The 19,082-nt window shown below is 42.8% G+C and carries 14 protein-coding genes; 8 read left to right on the plus strand and 6 right to left on the minus strand.

Annotation, left to right across the window (positions count from 1 at the left end; all coding sequences use genetic code 11):
• Nucleotides 1-91: 91 nt before the first annotated feature.
• On the plus strand, nucleotides 92-1,312 hold the full coding sequence (locus FLAVO9R_RS06725; protein ID WP_159529877.1) for a YjgN family protein: 1,221 nt from the start codon (nucleotides 92-94) through the stop codon (nucleotides 1,310-1,312).
• Between the two features lie 4 nt (nucleotides 1,313-1,316).
• A complete protein-coding gene (locus FLAVO9R_RS06730; protein WP_159529879.1) occupies nucleotides 1,317-2,450 on the plus strand; it encodes a M48 family metallopeptidase in 1,134 nt (377 codons plus the stop codon).
• A 61-nt stretch (nucleotides 2,451-2,511) separates the two neighbouring features.
• On the opposite strand, the gene FLAVO9R_RS06735 is transcribed toward FLAVO9R_RS06730, so the two are convergent.
• The 4 genes from FLAVO9R_RS06735 to FLAVO9R_RS06750 form a co-directional block, all read right to left on the minus strand.
• Nucleotides 2,512-3,159, minus strand: a complete 648-nt coding sequence (locus tag FLAVO9R_RS06735; RefSeq protein ID WP_159529881.1) for a GGDEF domain-containing protein — start codon at nucleotides 3,157-3,159, stop codon at nucleotides 2,512-2,514.
• 263 nt (nucleotides 3,160-3,422) lie between these two features.
• Entirely contained in the window at nucleotides 3,423-4,238 is an 816-nt protein-coding gene (locus tag FLAVO9R_RS06740) for an alpha/beta fold hydrolase (protein WP_159529883.1), read from the minus strand.
• Nucleotides 4,239-4,426: 188 nt separating this feature from the next.
• Nucleotides 4,427-5,251, minus strand: a complete 825-nt coding sequence (locus tag FLAVO9R_RS06745) for a hypothetical protein (RefSeq protein ID WP_159529885.1) — start codon at nucleotides 5,249-5,251, stop codon at nucleotides 4,427-4,429.
• A 137-nt stretch (nucleotides 5,252-5,388) separates the two neighbouring features.
• Nucleotides 5,389-6,945, minus strand: coding sequence for a carbon-nitrogen hydrolase family protein (locus FLAVO9R_RS06750; protein ID WP_159529887.1), 1,557 nt, complete (start codon nucleotides 6,943-6,945; stop codon nucleotides 5,389-5,391).
• A 254-nt stretch (nucleotides 6,946-7,199) separates the two neighbouring features.
• On the opposite strand from FLAVO9R_RS06750, the gene FLAVO9R_RS06755 reads away from it, so the two are divergent.
• Nucleotides 7,200-7,871, plus strand: coding sequence for a 2OG-Fe(II) oxygenase (locus FLAVO9R_RS06755; RefSeq protein ID WP_159529889.1), 672 nt, complete (start codon nucleotides 7,200-7,202; stop codon nucleotides 7,869-7,871).
• Between the two features lie 198 nt (nucleotides 7,872-8,069).
• Nucleotides 8,070-9,758 carry a response regulator gene (locus FLAVO9R_RS06760; protein WP_159529891.1) on the plus strand — a complete coding sequence of 563 codons (1,689 nt, stop codon included), beginning with the start codon at nucleotides 8,070-8,072 and terminating at the stop codon, nucleotides 9,756-9,758.
• 162 nt (nucleotides 9,759-9,920) lie between these two features.
• Here FLAVO9R_RS06760 and FLAVO9R_RS06765 read toward each other — a convergent pair whose 3' ends face one another.
• Together FLAVO9R_RS06765 and FLAVO9R_RS06770 are read right to left on the minus strand one after the other, a co-directional pair.
• The gene (locus FLAVO9R_RS06765) at nucleotides 9,921-12,491 is read right to left on the minus strand and encodes an ExeM/NucH family extracellular endonuclease (protein ID WP_159529893.1); all 2,571 of its coding nucleotides are present in this window, start codon (nucleotides 12,489-12,491) and stop codon (nucleotides 9,921-9,923) included.
• Nucleotides 12,492-12,775: 284 nt separating this feature from the next.
• Nucleotides 12,776-14,092, minus strand: a complete 1,317-nt coding sequence (locus FLAVO9R_RS06770; protein ID WP_159529895.1) for a DUF2252 family protein — start codon at nucleotides 14,090-14,092, stop codon at nucleotides 12,776-12,778.
• Nucleotides 14,093-14,433: 341 nt separating this feature from the next.
• Between FLAVO9R_RS06770 and ahpC the strand changes: the two genes are divergently transcribed.
• The 4 genes from ahpC to FLAVO9R_RS06790 all read left to right on the plus strand — a co-directional run bounded on the left by ahpC (nucleotide 14,434) and on the right by FLAVO9R_RS06790 (nucleotide 19,070).
• Nucleotides 14,434-14,997: an alkyl hydroperoxide reductase subunit C gene (gene ahpC / locus FLAVO9R_RS06775; protein WP_013783827.1), complete on the plus strand. Its 564-nt coding sequence runs from the start codon at nucleotides 14,434-14,436 to the stop codon at nucleotides 14,995-14,997.
• Between the two features lie 138 nt (nucleotides 14,998-15,135).
• Nucleotides 15,136-16,725: an alkyl hydroperoxide reductase subunit F gene (ahpF, locus tag FLAVO9R_RS06780; protein ID WP_159534451.1), complete on the plus strand. Its 1,590-nt coding sequence runs from the start codon at nucleotides 15,136-15,138 to the stop codon at nucleotides 16,723-16,725.
• Nucleotides 16,726-17,007: 282 nt separating this feature from the next.
• A complete protein-coding gene (locus FLAVO9R_RS06785) occupies nucleotides 17,008-17,547 on the plus strand; it encodes a hypothetical protein (protein ID WP_232370597.1) in 540 nt (179 codons plus the stop codon).
• An 8-nt stretch (nucleotides 17,548-17,555) separates the two neighbouring features.
• Entirely contained in the window at nucleotides 17,556-19,070 is a 1,515-nt protein-coding gene (locus FLAVO9R_RS06790; protein ID WP_159529897.1) for a PepSY domain-containing protein, read from the plus strand.
• Nucleotides 19,071-19,082 lie beyond the last annotated feature (12 nt).

Here is a 19,082-nt window from a genome sequence, read left to right on the forward strand (position 1 = left end):
TGTAAAACGTTGCCCCCATAGTAAATGTTGCGTATGTTTAGTATTGGTAATGCTTTAAGCATATGGAAATTACTGATAATAAGAGGGATGTATGTCATCAAATATTGATTACTCAACGTATTCACTGGAAGAATTGAAGCAAGCTCGCGCCGCTATTGACGATATTGAGCACCCTGAACGGGCGCAAGAGTTGGAAGAGCGAATCGCGCAGTTAGAATTACCAGAGAATTCATCTACAGAAGCTCCATCTACAGGAGCTTCTTCCACAGTATCGACCGCAAGTGTTTTAAGAAAGGGTAAGGTTTCCTTTCATGGTAAAGCGTCAGAATTCTTTTCTATTTGGATTGTGAATTTATTGCTCACTATTGTGACATTAGGTATTTATTCTGCGTGGGCAAAAGTAAGAACCAACCGATACTTTTATGGAAATACCGAGATTGATGGTCATCGGTTTTCTTATCTAGCGAATCCTTTACAAATTTTAAAAGGCCGTATTATTGCGGTGTGTTTATTTGCTAGTTACTTTATTTTAAGCGCAATAAGCCCTATTGCGGGTGCGTTTATGGTGTTGGCCTTAATGCTATTCACGCCCTTTATGATAGTACTAGGTCAACGTTTCAGTATGCGTATGACAGGGTATCGAAATGTTCGATTTAAATTCAATGGCGGCTTTGGTGACGCGTTTGTAGTTTTCGTGGTGTTGCCATTCGTTAGCTTATTTACCATGTACTTGATGTTGCCGTGGGCGCTTAAGAAGATAGACGAATACCTCGTTGACGAATCAGCCTTCGGTGACAGTAGTTTTACCACCAAATTGAGCACGGGATCTTATTACGTTGCCTCACTCGGCGCTGTGGGCATTGTGGTGGCTGTGTTTTTGGTAGGTGCAAGTATAATGGGATTTGGCTTTACTAGTCTTATTCAAACACTAGAAAACGGTGCTCCTTTGGTGATGTTCACTTTGTTCGCCATGTATCTTATTGCCTATGCTATTTCATCTAGCTTTTATACCGCGCTTATCCGCAATCATATTTATGAAAGTAGTGAAATACCAAACGTGGCGCAATTCAAGTCCAATGTGGGTGTATTGCCGTTGGTATGGCTTAGAACAACCAACGTTATCGCTATCGTTCTTTCCTTAGGCTTTGCTATTCCCTGGGCGAAAATTCGCAGTGCTCATTTCTTTGCTAATGCCACTGAGGTCACTGTGTTATCAGGTATTGATAGCGTTACGTCCGTTAACACCGGTTCTGTGGGCGCGACAGCTGAAGAAGCGGCTACGTTGTTCGATGTTGATGTCGCATTAGGCTAGCCTAGTGATACCCGGGCAGTTATATCAATCAAAAGATTCAGCGGTAACATCAGTTATCGCGAATATTGAAAAAAATACATTGATCATTCGTTTATTAAATGGTGACAAGCGTGTTAAGGATGAGCAATGTGTGACAACAAGCCGTCTAGAAATAGACGCGAGCGATATTGCTGACAGTGGTGAAAGTGCCGGCGTTGGCAGAAGTGAAAGCACTGAGTCGCTAAGGTTTCAGCAATTTGAAGTCAATGCGAAGTCGAAGCTGGGTAATTTGCCTCGAGAAATTACTCTACCTAACGACCGCTTACTGGTTTGCTCTCCATCGCCCCTGTTAGATCAGTGGTTAGATGGTGGGGCAGGTAGTCGTATCTCTCAAATGGAAACTAAAAAGCCTTGGCTAATTGCGAGTGTTTTATTAGTACCACTTTTACTCTATGTTATTTTCGTACAAGGCATGCCATGGGCGGCCGTTAAATTTGCTAACCAGATACCATACTCTATTAAATCCGTAGCTTCACAGCATACGTTGAGCGCATTAGATTATTCAATGTTGGAGCCTAGCACGCTACCTGATTTGCAACGTGAGCAGTTAATGATGGGCTTTGACACTGTTGTAAAGCAAGTTAGCGGACTCGGTATCGAAAGTAATATTCGGGTTCACTTTAGATATTCCGATTTGATTGGACCCAATGCCTTTGCGTTACCTGACGGCACCATAGTGTTTACCGATGACTTGGTAACACTGGTAGATGGCGACCAAGCATTACTTGATGCTATTTTGTTACACGAAATTGGCCATGTGGCACAAAACCATTCCATGCAATTGATAGCCGAGTCTTTATTTGCAACTCTAGCGATAAGTTACTTTTTCGGTGATTTAAGCGGAGCAATTGAGTCTTTTATGGGAATAGGCTCTAGTGTTGTGCAAAACCAGTACTCACAAAAGCATGAATGGCAGGCTGACAACTTTGCTATTTCACAATTAAAATTAATGCAACGCGATCCCGCTGACTTTGCAGACGTAATGCGTAAATTATCGAACGACAGTGAGCAGCAGGGCTCTGAAAATAGTTGGTTTCAATCTCACCCCTCAACAAAAGCACGTATAGAGAATGCTGAAAGCGCATCTTACAATGACTGATGGGTATCAGATAACCTAGTGTTAATGCCTACGTTTACAAAGGCCTAGCGAGGGTTTTTACCTAGATTTTGGCGTGTCTGTCTGTGTGGAATATAGTACGATTTCTGCCTTCGCCTTTAGCACGGTAAAGCGCATCATCGGCTTCTTTAATTAATGTTTCTACTTGTAAAACAGTGTTATGTTGCGGCATGGGTATTTGCGTCACGCCAATACTCACCGTAATGTTATCTGCTCGCGAGTAACGTAATTCTGCAATCCTTTCATGCAAATACTTACAATAGAGTCGGGCATTATCCTGGGTTGAGTTATATAGCACTATCAGAAACTCTTCGCCGCCCCAACGGGCAACAACATCGGTTTTTCGTGTGGCCGTTTTCAACGTATGTGAAAGTACACCAATAACCTCATCTCCTATATCGTGTCCGTGTTTGTCATTAATATTTTTAAAAAAATCAATATCAATAAGTAAAAAAGACACAGGAACAAACTTTCGGTTTACCTGATCGAGTAGCTTACGAATATCAGCAGAGGCAGCACGACGATTGAGTAAATTAGTAAGCGGATCGAGACGGGAGAGTAATGTGAGCTCGTCGGTTTTTAATTCCAAGCTGTCTCTCACTTCTATTAGCTCTTGATAGAGCTTGTCGCGACTCTTCGCTGTGTGCATAGACCAATAGAGTTGCTCACCATGCAGTATAACATTAGCCAATATTGGTATTCGTTCATGCTGCGCAGTAATGACAGTTAATTGAAGTTCCGAAAACCTACCCGAATCGAGCAAAGAAGGTCTCACATAGCTTTCAAAAAAAATTAAACTCGCCCGCGAAATAATGTTGGAAACGTTACTATCCGTAACGCCTTCGCGAGAATAACCAAGCAGGTCCAAAGCATCTTTGTTGCAAAAATTAATATTCCCGGAGTCTAAATCAGAGACTAAAAGTAAACTAGGAAAAAGGTCGAGCTTATCGTCCTTCAAGGTACTAAAGACTCTATTTTTTCTGCAATAGTTGCGGGGTTTGTCATATGCAAACAATGACCGTGAGCATCGATAACTTCAAGCGATGATAAGGGCGTATTTTCATGCATATATTTCCCGACTTCTACTGACGCTAATGAGTCGCTGCTACTTTGTAAAATGAGTGAAGGGAAAGCAATGGTTGGAAGAATATTTCTATAATCAGAAAAGAAAGTAGCTTTAGCAAAAGGTTTTGCATATTTGGGGTCGGTGGAACAAAAGCTGCTTTCAAGCTCTTTCACTAAACCGGGATCGTTCTCTCCCCCCATCACCAATGGCGCAAGGTAACTCGCCCACCCAATATAATTTTTGTCCATTAAGTTAATAAGCTCTGCCAAGTCTGCTTCTTCGAAACCGCCGAAATAATCCGGTGGTAGATTCAAGAAACATGGAGAGGGGCATACTAATACGAAGCTTGAAAAATACTGCGGGGCAGAAATTGAAGCAAGATAACCAATAATACCGCTTACCGAGTGGCCTATAAATGTCACTTCAGTTAACTCAAGTGCTTCACAAATATCGACGACATCTTGTGCATATCCTTCTAACGCTTCATACCGTGTTTTATCAAAAGCACTGACATTAGATTTTCCGCAACCTACATAGTCAAAAAGCACAATTTTGTACTTTTGCTCAAGATAGGGGGTAAGGTATTTCCACATGTTTTGGTCACAGCCAAACCCATGTGCAAGCATAAGCGTCTTTGTCCCTGAACCAATAATTTTTACGTTATTGTTGTCGATTATATGACTAGCGTTGGATTGGTGAATCATAGTTGCAGCCTGTTCTTACTCGAGCAAAAAAATAGCCTGAAAATAGCAATACACAAGGCTACCCACGGATATAATGTTTATAGCATCGAAGAGAGGCAGATTATATGCTACTTATGGTCAATAAATTCAGCGAAAAAAAAAGGAGCCATTTAGCTCCTTTAACGATTTATACACGTTTAAAATTAAGATTAGCCTTCCGATACGCTCGCAGTTGAAGAGGGCGCCGAGTTTGTAGCGCTCGTTGTGCTTCGAGAAACTACTTTGGTGGCTATCTCTCTTAGTTCATTTTCAAGGCTAGTAATGCGCCCAGAAAGAGAGCTGTTACGCTGCTCTAAGACTGATAATTTGTCTGACAAATTCCGAACTTGTTGTTCACTGCTGCGTTTATCACCAGAGACTTGTTCTAATTGAACGTTAAAGGCAAGAATTTCGTCAGCCAATGAAGCCAGTTGATTTTTCACCGAGCCAACTTGGCCCTGCTGGCTAGTCACATCATCGGCAACCTTCTTAATATTGCCCTGAAGCGCAGTTTGAACGTTACCAACTCTATCACCTAGGTCAGCAATTTCTTTTTGATTTCGGCGCCAGGCTGAAGCCCAAAGTTTGTCCATCTGCTCCCACAAATCATTGGTTTTACTGGCTAACTCATTAACTTTAACTTGCAAAGCCACGGTGGATTCGCCCATTTCTTCACCCGTGGCAGAAAGCTTTTTCTCTAATTCAAAAATGCGCTTTTCAGCGAGAGAAGCCACCATTTTTTGCTGTTCTACCAATGTGTACAGGTAGTAACATCCGCCACAGGCACCAAGGGCAATAAGTGCGATTAGGAATACCCAGAGGCCATTACCGCCGCCACTGCTATTCTCAGGGGCTTTGGGGGAGGGGCTGGATGGCGATGAGGAATTCGAAGATGCCTTGGTTGGCGAAGGCTGACGCTTTTTTTGATAATCGCGACGATCTTCATCATCTAAGCGAATAGTTGGAAAATCATCGTTGTTCGAATTATTTGCCATAAGTTCTCTATTTTATCTCGTTTAAGCATTGGGTTAACTGCAACCTACCTCGTTGTAGGCGCAGCAACCGAAAATATAATTAATCGCGCACAATAACATCGATATTATATTGAATTAATTATAAATACCAATGGCGATTACGTATCATTATCAAACCATTCTACACGATACAAATCGCGGCGGCGATCTAGATAATTCCTCACGGAGCCCTCATTTTGAAGCTTAGTGAGTTTATCTAAATCTAGGTCCACGATTAGCGTCATTTCAGTGTTTGGGGTAGTTTCAGACACAATAGCATCATGGGGGAATGCAAAATCGCTAGGTGAAAATACCGCAGTTTGACCGTATTGAATATCAACGTTGTCTACTTTGGGTAAGTTACCCACGCTGCCAGCTATGGCCACATAACATTCGTTTTCAATCGCGCGGGCTTGTGCACAACGTCTAACGCGTAAATAGCCGTTCTTAGTATCTGTCCAAAAAGGAACGAACAGAATTTGCATCTCTTGTTCAGACAGTAACCGCGCAAGTTCAGGAAATTCCACGTCGTAACATATCAGTACTCCGATTTTTCCGAAATCGGTATCGAATACTTTAAGGCTATTGCCGCCTTTCATTATCCAATCTTTCTTCTCGTGTGGGGTAAGGTGTAATTTGTACTGACTCTCTATAGTGCCATCGCGCTTACAGATATAACTCACGTTATACAGTTCGTCTTCTTCTACCACTGGCATGGAGCCAGCAATAATAGTGATGTTGTAAGACACAGCAAGATGCGAAATGGAGGTAAGAATCTCGTCGGTATAAGTGGCCAAGTGCCATATTGCATCTATCGAAGTATCAGACGGACTTAGCCCCATTAATGGCGCGTTGAAAAACTCAGGAAACAATGCCACATCGCAGGAATAATCCGATAACGCGTCTACGAAATATTCAACTTGTTGAAGGAGTTCTTCCACATTATTGAAGTAACGCATTTGCCACTGAATACAACCGATACGCGCGCTCGATTTACGGCCAGTAATAAGTGACGGATTATTCGGCTCATAATAGATATTGTGCCATTGCAGTAACGTTGCATAGCCTTTGGACGCTTCGTCCTCGGGCAAATAGGCACTGAGAACCTGTTTTACCTCAAAACCATTAGACAGCTGAAAAGTAAGGATAGGATCGTATATGTCTTTAGATTTTACCTGTTCAATGTATTCATAGGGTGACAGTTCTTTTGCGTAATTCTTATAAGTAGGAATACGCCCGCCAGCCATAATTGACTTCAAGTTCAGGTTTCTACATAACTCTTTGCGCGCTTCGTACAACCGTCGACCTAGTCTTAGCCCTCGATAGTCGGGACAAACGATGACTTCAACGCCATACAACACATCACCGTTTGGATCGTGGGTAGTAAGATAGGCATCGCCAGTAATTTCATCGTAACTGTGTTTGTCGCCGAATTGGTCGTAGTCCACAATGACAGAGATAGCAAAGGCCACCACCTTGCCTTTGTCTTCAATACAAATTTGACCTTCAGGGAATGTGGTTACTTGCGCCTTGAAGTTGTTATAAGGCCAAGCCCCCCCAACGTTTGCATACACGTTGTCCATTAATGATTTAACGTCGTTGTAATCGTCTAAGCGCAAGTTACGTAGCGCTAGATGATGTTCGGTTTCTTCAATGACTGTTTGATCCTGACTCATGCCTTTACCACCAGTGGTTGTTTTTCATATTTGAGCATAATTATTTCCGTGGGGCTAACGGTATTAATTCTTGTTTGACCAAGCTTTTGAAGCAAGTTTTATTCCCATTAAAACCAATGCTTTACAACTAGAGGGATTGGGTCTTTCACAATTGTTCGTAAACTGTGCATTTATCGCTTGCTGCACCGGTCACTTAGGCGTATAAACCCGCATCCGTTTACGCGCGCCACTGCTGCGCCAAGCCAGAATCAATCATGGAACGTTTTTCGTTAGATTTACCTTCACCTCTTTATGTTTTTGATGAAGATTATTTCAGTAGTATCGTGAGCGATTTACTCGAAAAGGGCTTTAGTATTAGGCCGTTAGGCGTACCTGAATTTGTTATAGATGCACTGGTCGCTTGTCAAGATACATTGTCTAAGCAAGCATATCGGCGCGCCGGAATTGGTCGGGCTGAACAATTTCAACACCTAGAAAAAGTCAGAAGCGACGAAATATGCTGGATAGACGGTACCTCGTCAGAAGGCCAATTGTGGCTAGAATGGTGTGAGGCTTTAAGGCTGTACATTAATCGCCATTTGTTCATGGGGTTATTTTCATTCGAGAGCCATTTTGCTTGTTATGCTCCCGGTAATTTTTACAAACGTCATCTAGATGCTTTCAAAGGTCAAAGCAATAGAATGTTATCGGTGGTGACTTATCTAAATGAAGATTGGCAAACTACCGACGGTGGTGAGTTAGTACTATATACTAGTGAGCAGGATGACATTGGGGTTAGGGTGTTACCTGAAAAAGGCACTATTGCGATTTTTCTTAGTGATCTATTCCCGCACGAGGTACTCACCGCAAAACGTGAGAGACACTCCGTTGCGGGGTGGTTTAGGTTGAATACCAGCATTAATGAAAATATTGATCCACCAAAGTAATTCACCTATAGCTAAACCCTTGCTTCTAATGCTAGTATCGAGAATATAAGTCAAAAGTATAATTCCCAAGTGATGCGGTTACTGTTACACCCCAACAGTAGGTTATTGACTTATAATATCGTAGATAGTTAAACCCTCCATTTAACAGATGCGGTAACTACGGTAAGTCTTAGGGACAAGAAAAAAGTGATTAGTTGAATGTTGGAAAAAATTCCTGCCCCCACCTCTAAAGAGGATTTGCGCGTTCTGGTCATCGACAACCAGGGTTTAGTGCACGATGTAGTAGCCTCTGCGTTGCATGCTATTGGTATCAAACATGTAGTGAGTGCATTTAATGCCTTTCACGCTATTCGTTTGTGTGAAGAAAAGCGTTTTGATTTCGTGCTGCTTGCATTCAATGTTAGTCATGATAAAGACGGCTTTCATTTATTCGAAGAGCTTAAGCACTTAAATCATATCAATGATACCACCACGGTTATCTTTTTGAGTGCCGAAACCTCGCCTGAATTGGTCAATTGCATTGTTGAGTTGCAGCCCGATGATTTCTGGGTAAAACCATTAACGCCAAGCAGTATAGAGTCTCGTTTAAATTACTTACTTCAGATACGCTATAAGCTTCATAAAATGCTCCATTGTATGAAGATTGGCGACTATTCTACTGCGATGTACTATGCCGAACGTCAATTAAAAGACGTGTCACTGTTAGACTATCACCCCAGAATTAGGCGCCTTATTGGCGAGTGTTTGCTGCAACTGCGTGATTATGAAACGTCTGAAAATTATTACCGTGAATTACTGCAAACCATGGATCATGCGTGGGTACATATTGGTTTAGCCCGTTCGTTGTTACGACAGGATGAGTTGGAAGAAGCGCAATCAATGGTTGAAGATTTATTACTTCGTCGAGATACCCGTTTTTTAACCTATGACCTGTTGGCACAGTACTTTATTGAAAAAGAACAATTTGAGTTAGCTTACGAACAAATGAAAGAAGCGAGTAAGTTAGCGCCTCGTAATATTGAACGCAATAAGCGATTGTGGGATTTGGCAAGGCTCAACCACGACAAAGTAGGTCAGTTGTCTGCGGTTCAAAATATGGCGAAGTTTGCCAAGAATTCTATTCATGACTCACCGGAACTTTCTTTAAATGTAATTCGTTCTACTATCGATTTAGCCACTAGCCTTGGTGCTGGGGAAGGTGATAGATACATACAGCGTGCACAAAATGACTTAGAAGAGTTCAGTCAGCAAAAAGGGGTTCAAATCCAACTTGGCGATCAAATTGACGTAATTAAAGCGCGTATGTTGTGTCTTCGAAATCAAAAGAAGTCGGCCGAAGAAATCATGAACGCCAGTTCAGTTCGCACCACTGGGCAATCGATGGAAGATAACCTAGACAAAATGAAAGCCTTTCATGAACTAGGCATGCGTGAGCAGTGCATCAGCATACTGGAGAAGCTTAAAACGCAAATTGAAGGTGATACTTTTTCCTCGCAAGTCGTCGATGAATATCTAAAACAAGAGTCTATTGAACGCACAGAGATACAATTCACGACTAAAGAACTGAAGAATATGGCTACGGTGCATTATAAAGAGAACCGGTTGCAACCTGCTTACAATAATTTGCGCCAAGCACTCACCATTTCGCCAAAAGATAAACAAATTGCATTGAGCTTAATGAAGGTATTGCTTCAATTGCACAGTACCCAACCCTTAAGTGATGAGCAATTGGAAGTGGTCACACTGGCAGCACGCATGTTAACTAACGAAAAGTTATCAGCTTCACAAGCAGACAAGCGCGATCAGTATATTGATAAGTTAGGGCTTGAGGTAGAAGCGCCTCACGATAAGGAAGCCTTGGGCGTTCTTGGTCACCCTACAGCATAAATGAATACATTGGACAGTGAGGCTTGCTCCGTATAGTTATGCCTGCATAAACTAAATAATACTCGGATATAAAGCAGATATAAAAAAGGGATGGTTTTTAAACCATCCCTTTTTTAGTTTTAAACCGCCAGCATTTATTTACGGGGGTTATTTTTGATGAATTTACTTAGCTGAACGGCGGCGAAAGGTTAGCACACCCGCCATTAGTGCTAAAATGAAGCCCATAGAACCACCAGAATCGTTATCAACTTCAACTACATCGTCACCTTCATCTGGTAATTCTGCTTCTAAGTTGAAGGTTGCAATGAACGGGTCGTGATCTGAGCTACGGAATGGACCTACATCAGTAAATGCATAGCCGTCTTCATCAGCGTAATAGGTCAGCGCTTGATCATACTGGAATTGGTAAACTTCAGGAGAGTTAATACTCCAATGTGCACCATCTACCGCATCAGCAAGCATGGTTTCACTTGCTAGCACATGGTCTAAGCTACCTACTTGCTCTGTACCGTAGAACCAGTAAGAGTAACCTTCTGCATCAAACTCTTCTGCAAGATTTACGTAACCATAATTAGCGGTTACTTCTACAGAGGCACCATCGTCCATACCTGTATTTGCTGCGGTCATTACCGTGTAGCCTTGGGTTTCAGCGGTGTAGTCGGTAAGAACAGCAACAGGATCTTCAGCGCTGTATGAGTTCAAGTCACCTAACACTAGAATACGCTCAGGTAAGCTCTCATCACTTAATGCTTCACCAAGGGTAATAGCAGCAGATACACGTAGTGCATTACAGCTACCTTGAATAGCATCAGTTTCACTCACTTCTTCAGCAATATCTTCACCACACTGTGAACCTTTCGATTTAAAGTGGTTAACGGCAACAGCAAAGGTTTTACCGCTTTCAAGGTGCGCAAACGATTGAATTAAAGAAGGGCGCATTTGTGCCACACTGTCTTCATCAATTTGCTGAATTGGCATATCTACTACTTGTGCATCACCTTCAGGCGTTACAATAGAAGCGCGGTATAACAAACCAACGGTAATAGCATCGGTACCAATTTCTGTGCTATCAGCTGTGCTGATAAATGAGTACTGTTCGGTATCGGCAAGTTCAGCGTTTACCGCAGCCACTAGGCTGACAATAGCACTGTCATCGCCAAAGCCGTCGTTTTCAATTTCCATTAAGCCAACAACGTCAGCGTTTAAGCCAACAATGGCTTCAACGATACGGGCTTCTTGTAATGCAAATTCAGTTTCGTCTTCTGCACCACGGTTTGCATCGAAATCGAAAGTTACATCGCCGTTAGCATCTACTTCGCCATTGAAGTAGTTCAATACGTTGAAGGTAGCAATCGATAAGTTACCTTCAGTTACTACCGGGTTCGCTTCGCGAGTAGAGGTTACTGTTATCACATCGGTAGGGTTAATTCTAAACGCACCGAAGCTATAGTTTAGCGGGCCGCTTGCAGACACAGTATCACCAATACGAATAGCATTTGCGTAGCTAAAGGTAGGGAAGTAGTTAACGGTGTCTGGGTAACTAGAACTGCTGTTATCTTCAATCTTAAGTAAGCTGGCTTCTGAGGCTGCAACTGCTTCAACGTATGCGTCTGAAAGTGGTGCTGCTACGTCGCTAGGCTGGCGTTTAACGCTGTCACTTACTTGAATTTCGCCGTAACGCCACAAATCGTTTGTGCTAGTTACCGTAGCATCAACAACAGAAGCTAGCATGCCTTCAAATGGCTCAAGAGAATAATCGTAAGGCATATCGATAGTTGTCATCAATACGTCATCGCTTGCGCCACAATCAAGTGCAGTTACATCGCTGTCTAGGTTCAGCGTAGTCATGCCGTAATTTTCAACAACTTCACCATATAGGCGAGCAACGTTACCTACCGCAACGGTAGTGCTACCATTAACGAAAATACCTTCAGAAGTGGCATCATCACCATCACTATCTGCTGTTTCTTCTTGTAAGAAGAAACCGCCTGCACCCATGCCCGTAACAATGGCTTCAACAATATGGCTGTTACCAACTTCTTCTGAAGCATCGCCGCTCCCTTGAATGGTACTAATAAGGGTTGCTGCGTCAGCACAAACACCTAGCTCAATGACAGGCTCTTCTGGTGGAACTTCATCATCACCGCCGCCTTCAGTACTAAAAGTAGCAACAGGGAAGGGGGTCGCTGCAGCAGCATTGGTTGCTGCATCATCTAATGCGTCCACGCCGCTGTAAGTCCAGTTGTCAGATGAGAACGTACCGCCATTAGCGACTGAACCATCTTTTCGGTAAGCCCAGCCGTCTAGGTATTCCCAAGCTGTGCCATTCCCGTCAACATTAATGTCACCGAAAGTATCGATAACCGCGTCGTTTTCGAAAAGCTCTACCGCATCATCGCCATTAATTCCCATGGCGGATGAATCATAGTCTGGTGCATAACCGAAAAATTCCGTAAAACCATCAATTTCAGATGCTACATAAATATAGCTACCCGCTGAGGCACTATCTGCTGGAAACGTAAATTCTACACCATCAGTACCGCCGCCATTATTGGCTGAGCCAAGCCCGTATACTGATAAGTCGGCAATATCGTTTACAACGTAAAGCTCAACAGCTTTAGGAACGCCGCCGGTGAGTGATGCATCGACAACACCGCTGATAACTAAGTCGCTGGCATTGGCCGAAAATGCAGTAAGAATACCTGCTGTTATAAGTGACAATGGAGTTTTCACTGGTTGTTTCCCTCTTAGGTCTTTTATTATTAGGTCTGTCAAAGCAGACCCTCTTTGTTATTGCTAGACCTAGCCTATAACGATAATGCCAACGCAGGAATGACTTAACGTTATTCAAGTTTATTTTTAATTAAAATATAATAATCAATGGGTTAACTCATATAAATAAAGTTATTTATGACATTGGCTCGTCATAAATGGCAATTCGGCGTCGATAAATAACACTACAAAGACTAAATAGTTTTCAGCGCGCTCTGGTTGTCGTCAAACGATAAACCCCTGCGTTAACTGTGTTTTAGCGTATCGCAAAACCAGTTGTGGTCATCGATAACCTGCCTTGCATAGTGATTAGCATTAGTAATTAGAGCGTTATTGGTGTCGTCGGTTAACGCCTTTACCGCACTTTTGGCAAAGCGTGTACTTCGCCTATCACCTCGGCAATGCGCTAAGGCAAGGGTGTAACCGCAGAGTTTAGCAAAGTATCCAAAGTCACCGTTTAGCGCTTTATTTCCCATACCAATATCATGAGGATCTAGCCCCACTTTAGCGTGGTGACGAGAGCGAATTAACCAGTGTGCATTGTCCCATATAACCTCATCTAACAATAGGTCTGGGCGGCGTTGCATTCGTCGTTGGCTGCGGGCGGTTAAATGAGCAGGGTTCAATTTATTCACCGGGCACACATTATCGAAGTAGAATAAGGGCGCGGCTTTGCGCTGTTGTTTCACCTCAACAATATGGCAATAACGAAAACTTTCAGCGTTATGCGGTTTTTTGGGGCCAACTAAAAAATAAAAGCGGCGCATATTTACCGAACCAGTTCCGGCATTTTCTCTGCTGGTGATATCGACAATGTCATCATCCATATAAGGTGCGAATGCCGCTAAGACCTGCTGATGTTCCGTTGGGCTCAACGGCGTGTATTTATCGGTGATGTGCTTAAATTTAAGTCCATCCTGCGTTAAATGTACCGCTTTTGCTAACGCACTTTTAGATTCGAACTTTTCACCACAAGAAGAGCGCTCCAATGCTTTGCGATAGAATTTTTTCAATTTGCCATCGGGCTCTTGCTCCATAGCTTCATTAATAACGGTCGCCTTTTCAGTTACGCGCTGGCATGTTGCCACGTACTCTTGAATGAAAAGGGATTGAGCATGTTTAACCTGATGGCGGTCTACCGCAGGTTTTAGCGGGTCTGGCATGTCTATCAAAAAGCGGCCTTCAGAAATACCTTTGCAATGGGCTTCTACGAGAGACAGTGAAGTAAGATAGCGAAGAATATCCCAATGTGCATAGCCAACACAGGCATCGTCAAAATCGTTCGGCGTAAAAATAACGGTATCGCCGTGTGAGCCTTCCTCAGTAATAAAGCCAAAGTTAGACGTGTGGCAATCACCCATAACACTGGTCAGTGACATCGAAAAACAAGCGTCTGGTACTGGTAAATGGTGATTCGCTAAATCCGCATAAAATAATTGTGCGCTACCGCGGTAAAACACGAAGGGGCTTTGGGCCATTTTCAAATGTTTAGCTAAGTGAGGAGAAGGTAAGGTGCCATCAATTCTGGCAATTTCTTGATTAAGAAATTTCGCGCGATCCATAACTGCAATGCCGTTGTAACAATGATGGCGTTAACATTACCTTTATTGGTTTTTGAATGCGAGGCTTGCGTGGGGAGGTGGAATGTGAGAAATTTCGCTCGTTCGGGATTTTTGCGGTTATTTAATATTATTGATTGGTAAACTTGATTGAAACATTCAAAAATACCAATTAGTTTTTTTAAAAAATCCGCGCTATTCTTATCAGCAGTTTCAACGAAGTCGATTTTGCAAAACAGCAAAGCGCTGAAAACAAAATGGGCTTTGTAATTTTTCGTACTGTTGTATTTATAGACCAAGTGTCGTAAGTACAAAACAACACTCACTAAATGGAGAAAGTAAACATGGCATTAATTAACACTGCTATCAAACCGTTCAAAGCACAAGCATTTAAAGACGGCGAATTCATCGAAGTAAGCAGCGAAGATATCAGCGGTAAGTGGGCAGTATTTGTTTTCTATCCAGCAGATTTCACATTTGTATGTCCAACTGAACTTGGCGACATTGCTGATAAGTACGAAGAGCTTCAGTCTCGTGGCGTAGAAGTATTCTCAGTATCAACTGACACTCATTTTACTCACAAAGCGTGGCACGATTCGTCTGACACTATCAACAAAATCAAGTTTGCAATGATTGGCGACCCTACTGGTGAAATCACTCGCAACTTCGATTGTATGCGTGAAACTATGGGTCTTGCTGACCGTGCAACATTTGTTGTTGACCCAGAAGGCATCGTTCAAGCGATGGAAATCACTTCTGAAGGTATCGGCCGTGATGCAGACGACCTAGTTCGCAAAATCAAAGCTGCTCAGTACGTTGCTTCTCACCCAGGCGAAGTTTGCCCAGCTAAATGGAAAGAAGGCGAAGCTACACTAGCTCCTTCTCTTGACCTAGTAGGCAAAATCTAAGCAACCGCTTAGCGCTTATAAGTAAGTAATGGGAGTGGGTCTCCACTCCCTATCAAATTAATTTCCAATTCCTGCTTATGTTGTTAGCCTGAAAAATGGTTGGCAGGGATCGGCGTGTCGAAAATAAGGCAGACTACCGTGTTAACTAAAGAAATTTTACAAGCGTTGAAAGGCTATGCTGAGTCAATGCAGAAAAACGTAACCTTCGTCGTACAGACCGGTGAACACAGCAAGCGTGAAGAGCTTGTGTCGTTTCTGTCCGACATTGCTGGTGTAAGTGACAAACTAAGCCTTGAAGAGCGTGACACTAACGGTGTATTACGCAGCTCTATCAGTTTTTTACTAGAAGCTGATGGTGAAGATACAGGTATTCGCTTTTCTGGTATTCCTGGCGGTCACGAATTTAACTCGCTTATCTTAGGTATGCTTCACGCATCAGGTACCGAGCTTAAAATTGATGACAGCGTAAAAGCGATTGTTAAAGGCGTTAAAGAAGAACTTAACTTCGAAGTATTTATCAGCTTAAGCTGCCATAACTGCCCAGAAGTCGTTCAGGCGCTTAACCAATTTGCACTACTTAATCCAAACATTACGTCTGAAATGATTGACGGTGGATTGTATCAAAACGTAGTCGCAGAACGTGATATTCAAGGCGTTCCAAGCGTTTACCTTAATGGTGAGCTATTCGCTAATGGTAAGGTAGATGCATCGGTTCTTATCGATAAACTTATCGAACGTGACCCGTCGCTGAAAGATGCGAACAAAGGTGAGTCGTTACCGCTACAAGACGTTACCGTAATCGGTGGTGGTCCAGCGGGCGTGGCATCAGCGATATACAGCGCACGTAAAGGTTTAAAAGTGACTGTGGTTGCCGATCGTTTCGGTGGTCAAGTGAAAGATACAATGGGTATTGAGAACCTTATCTCGGTATCTAAAACTACTGGCCCTGAGCTAGTAGGTAACTTAATGGAACACATGAACGATTACGATATCACGCTTAAAGAGCACGTTCGTGTTGATTCTGTAGAACAAGGTAACGTTAAAACTATTACGTTATCGTCTGGCGAACAAATTCGCACTCGTTCAATTGTTGTTGCTACTGGCGCACGTTGGAGAGAACTTGGTGTTCCAGGTGAGAAAGAAAACGTAGGTAATGGCGTGGCGTACTGCCCACACTGCGATGGTCCTTTCTTTAAAGGTAAAGACGTTGCAGTCATTGGTGGTGGTAACTCGGGTATTGAAGCGGCGCTTGATTTAGCGGGTATTGTTAAATCGGTAACGGTATTTGAATTTATGCCAGAACTTAAGGCTGACCAAGTACTGATTGACCAAGCTGAAAAACGCGAAAATATCACGATTATCAGAAACGCAGCTACCCATCAGATTAAGGCTGAGAATGGCAAAGTTAACGCAATTGAGTATCAAGATCGCAATACCAATGAGTTACATACCCTTGAGCTTTCGGGCGTATTTGTACAAATTGGCCTAGTGCCAAATAGCCAATTCATGGAAGGTGTCGTAGATATGAGCAAATATGGCGAAATTGTGATTGATACCAAATGCAATACTTCAGCGCCAGGTATCTTTGCGGCGGGTGACGTAACAACGGTTCCTTATAAGCAAATCGTTATTTCAATGGGCGAGGGTGCAAAAGCTTCACTTGCCGCATTTGAATACTTGCTAAGCCATGAAGTTATTGAAATGGAAGAAGAAACACAAGCTGCGTAAAACGTTTTTACGCAACGACTTTACTATTAAAGGCCGACTTACTGCTGTAAGTCGGCCTTTTTGTATGTAACCCATGAGGATAGCTAAAAAAACACTAAATAAGAATAATTATTGTTTTCATTGCTTGGCGATATTTGGTAATTTATACATAAAAATCAGTCGATGAAAAAGCGCGATAAATGAGTCGGTAGGGTAATGTAGAAAAGGCGTTGCTGTGCATTATTTTATCCTACTTAAGCGTTCAACTATTCGGCATTCATTATTCGTATTCGAAGGTAAGTTATGTTCATGTTATTTGCCGCAAGCGGCCTCTCAGTTGTGTCTATGGCGGCTGTCTATAAAAGTTGGCAACGCCAAACCTCACCGATGCTCTATATCGGGGTTGCTATTTGGTTAATGTCGTCCATTGCGTGGTCAATGTCGGTTGGGTGGGAGTTTGGTGTAGTGTACGCACTTTGCTTACCCGGATTGTTAGTATGGCCATTTATCGCGGCGAATCAGAGTGCTGCCCCCGCAACGCAACAACGTCCTGAACCTAGAAAACTCGATCTTTCCGTTAGTACTTCAATACAGCATATTCTTCATTCCATCATTGTGTTGATGTTAATGCTGATATTTAGTGTGGTGGCTTCCTTAGCACTTAGTGCATTACTTCCCCTTGAAATAGCCGGTCAACTGGCAATTTGTATGGTGATATCGCCCATTATTTGGGGGCTTGCGGTCTACCACTACCTAGCAACATCTAAGAAAATTAAAACGGTTGGCGGCTACCTTGTAGCAACAGCAGTAAGTTTAGCAATACTGATGGCAATGCCAATTTAGGAATAAAAATGAAAAAAGCAACAAAACAGTCAGCGCTAAATGCACACAGTTGGGTAGGCGTATTTTTAAGTGTATTGCTCTTTTTAGTGTGCTTGTCAGGCACTATTGCTGTATTCCATTTAGAATTTGAACGCTGGGAACAACCGCATATTCCCGAGTTTGAATCCGTCGAGGATGGGGCAGTAGAAAAGGCGATGGACCGCTTTTTAGCTAAACATCCCGAAGAAACGGATCATCTATTTGTGGTGCTTCCTACATCAGGGATACCACGGTTAGTGGTAGAAAACGATCATGCTGCTTATTTCGCTGATGCACAGGGAAATTTGCTTGAGAAGGAAAGCGTGCCTTTCACTCAAATGTTGGTGGACTTACATTTATATCTCAATCTACCCCATAGCTGGGGCATGATATTAGTCAGTGCCTTAGGTGCGATTATTTGTACACTCATTGTAACGGGTATCATTGCGCATAAACGTTTAGCAAGAGACGCGTTTAAATTTCGGCGCGGCGGCAATGGTCAGCAAAATCAAATTGATTTACACAATCGCTTTGGCCTTTGGGCTGCACCATTTCATTTGATTATTGGTGTGACGGGTGCTTACTTTGGGTTGGCTGGTATCGTACTGGTGTTGGTGGCACAACTTAATTATGGCGGTGATAGGGATGCGGTAATAAACCAAGTATTTACGCCCGATCCAGTTATAGAGGCGCAAGAAGGTAAACCTGCGATAGGTAAAGCCATCGCGCAAATGGAAACCATTGCGCCAGAAAACCCGCTTATATTTGTGACTGTTCATGAGGTAAACAAACCTGAGCAGTTTATTGAAATTTATGCACAAGTACCGGGGCGAATGATATACGGTGAAGCCTACCGATTTGATACCGCAGGTAATTATTTAGGTACCGCAGGCTATGACGATGGCGTCTGGGGTAAGCAATTGTTATGGGCTGTTTATCGCCTCCACTTTGGTGACTTTGCCGGAGTACCAAGTAAGGTGCTGTATTTTGTTTTGGGTATCATGCTAACCATGCTGTGCGTATCGGGTATGGAAGTGTGGTTGTCTAAAAAAGCCCATCCTGTGTTGGCCACGCGTTTATGGTATTGCACGGTGTGGGGCAGCGTGAGTGCATTGGCATTCACGGCAATAGCAGATATATTCTTTGCGGGTTCGTTAATTGCAGTATTCTGGGGAGTAATGGTTTTAAATGTGGCACTTACGGTTGCGGTAAAGCGGCTTACCAAACCAGTGTGGCTGATAATTTCAGGTATCAGTGTGTTAATGCTTTTACTTATTTATAGCGCTGTGAACGGGGAACATTCACTATCGGTGGCATCGTTGCAATTGAACTTGCCAATGTTCGTGTATGTGGTGTGGAGTATATGGCGTGGTAATACGTTGCTTAAGCGTGAAACTCTTTTGTCGAATTTTAAAAAAGAAGATCAAACAACAACGCAAAATATTGATGGCAATGGCAACAAGAGCACATCAGTATCGACGGAACCGCAATCGCCAATGGCTTAAAGCGCTTAACAA

Origin of the sequence: Alteromonas sp. 38 (assembly GCF_902506055.1) — a bacterium.
Classification (GTDB): Bacteria; Pseudomonadota; Gammaproteobacteria; order Enterobacterales; family Alteromonadaceae; genus Alteromonas; species Alteromonas lipotrueae.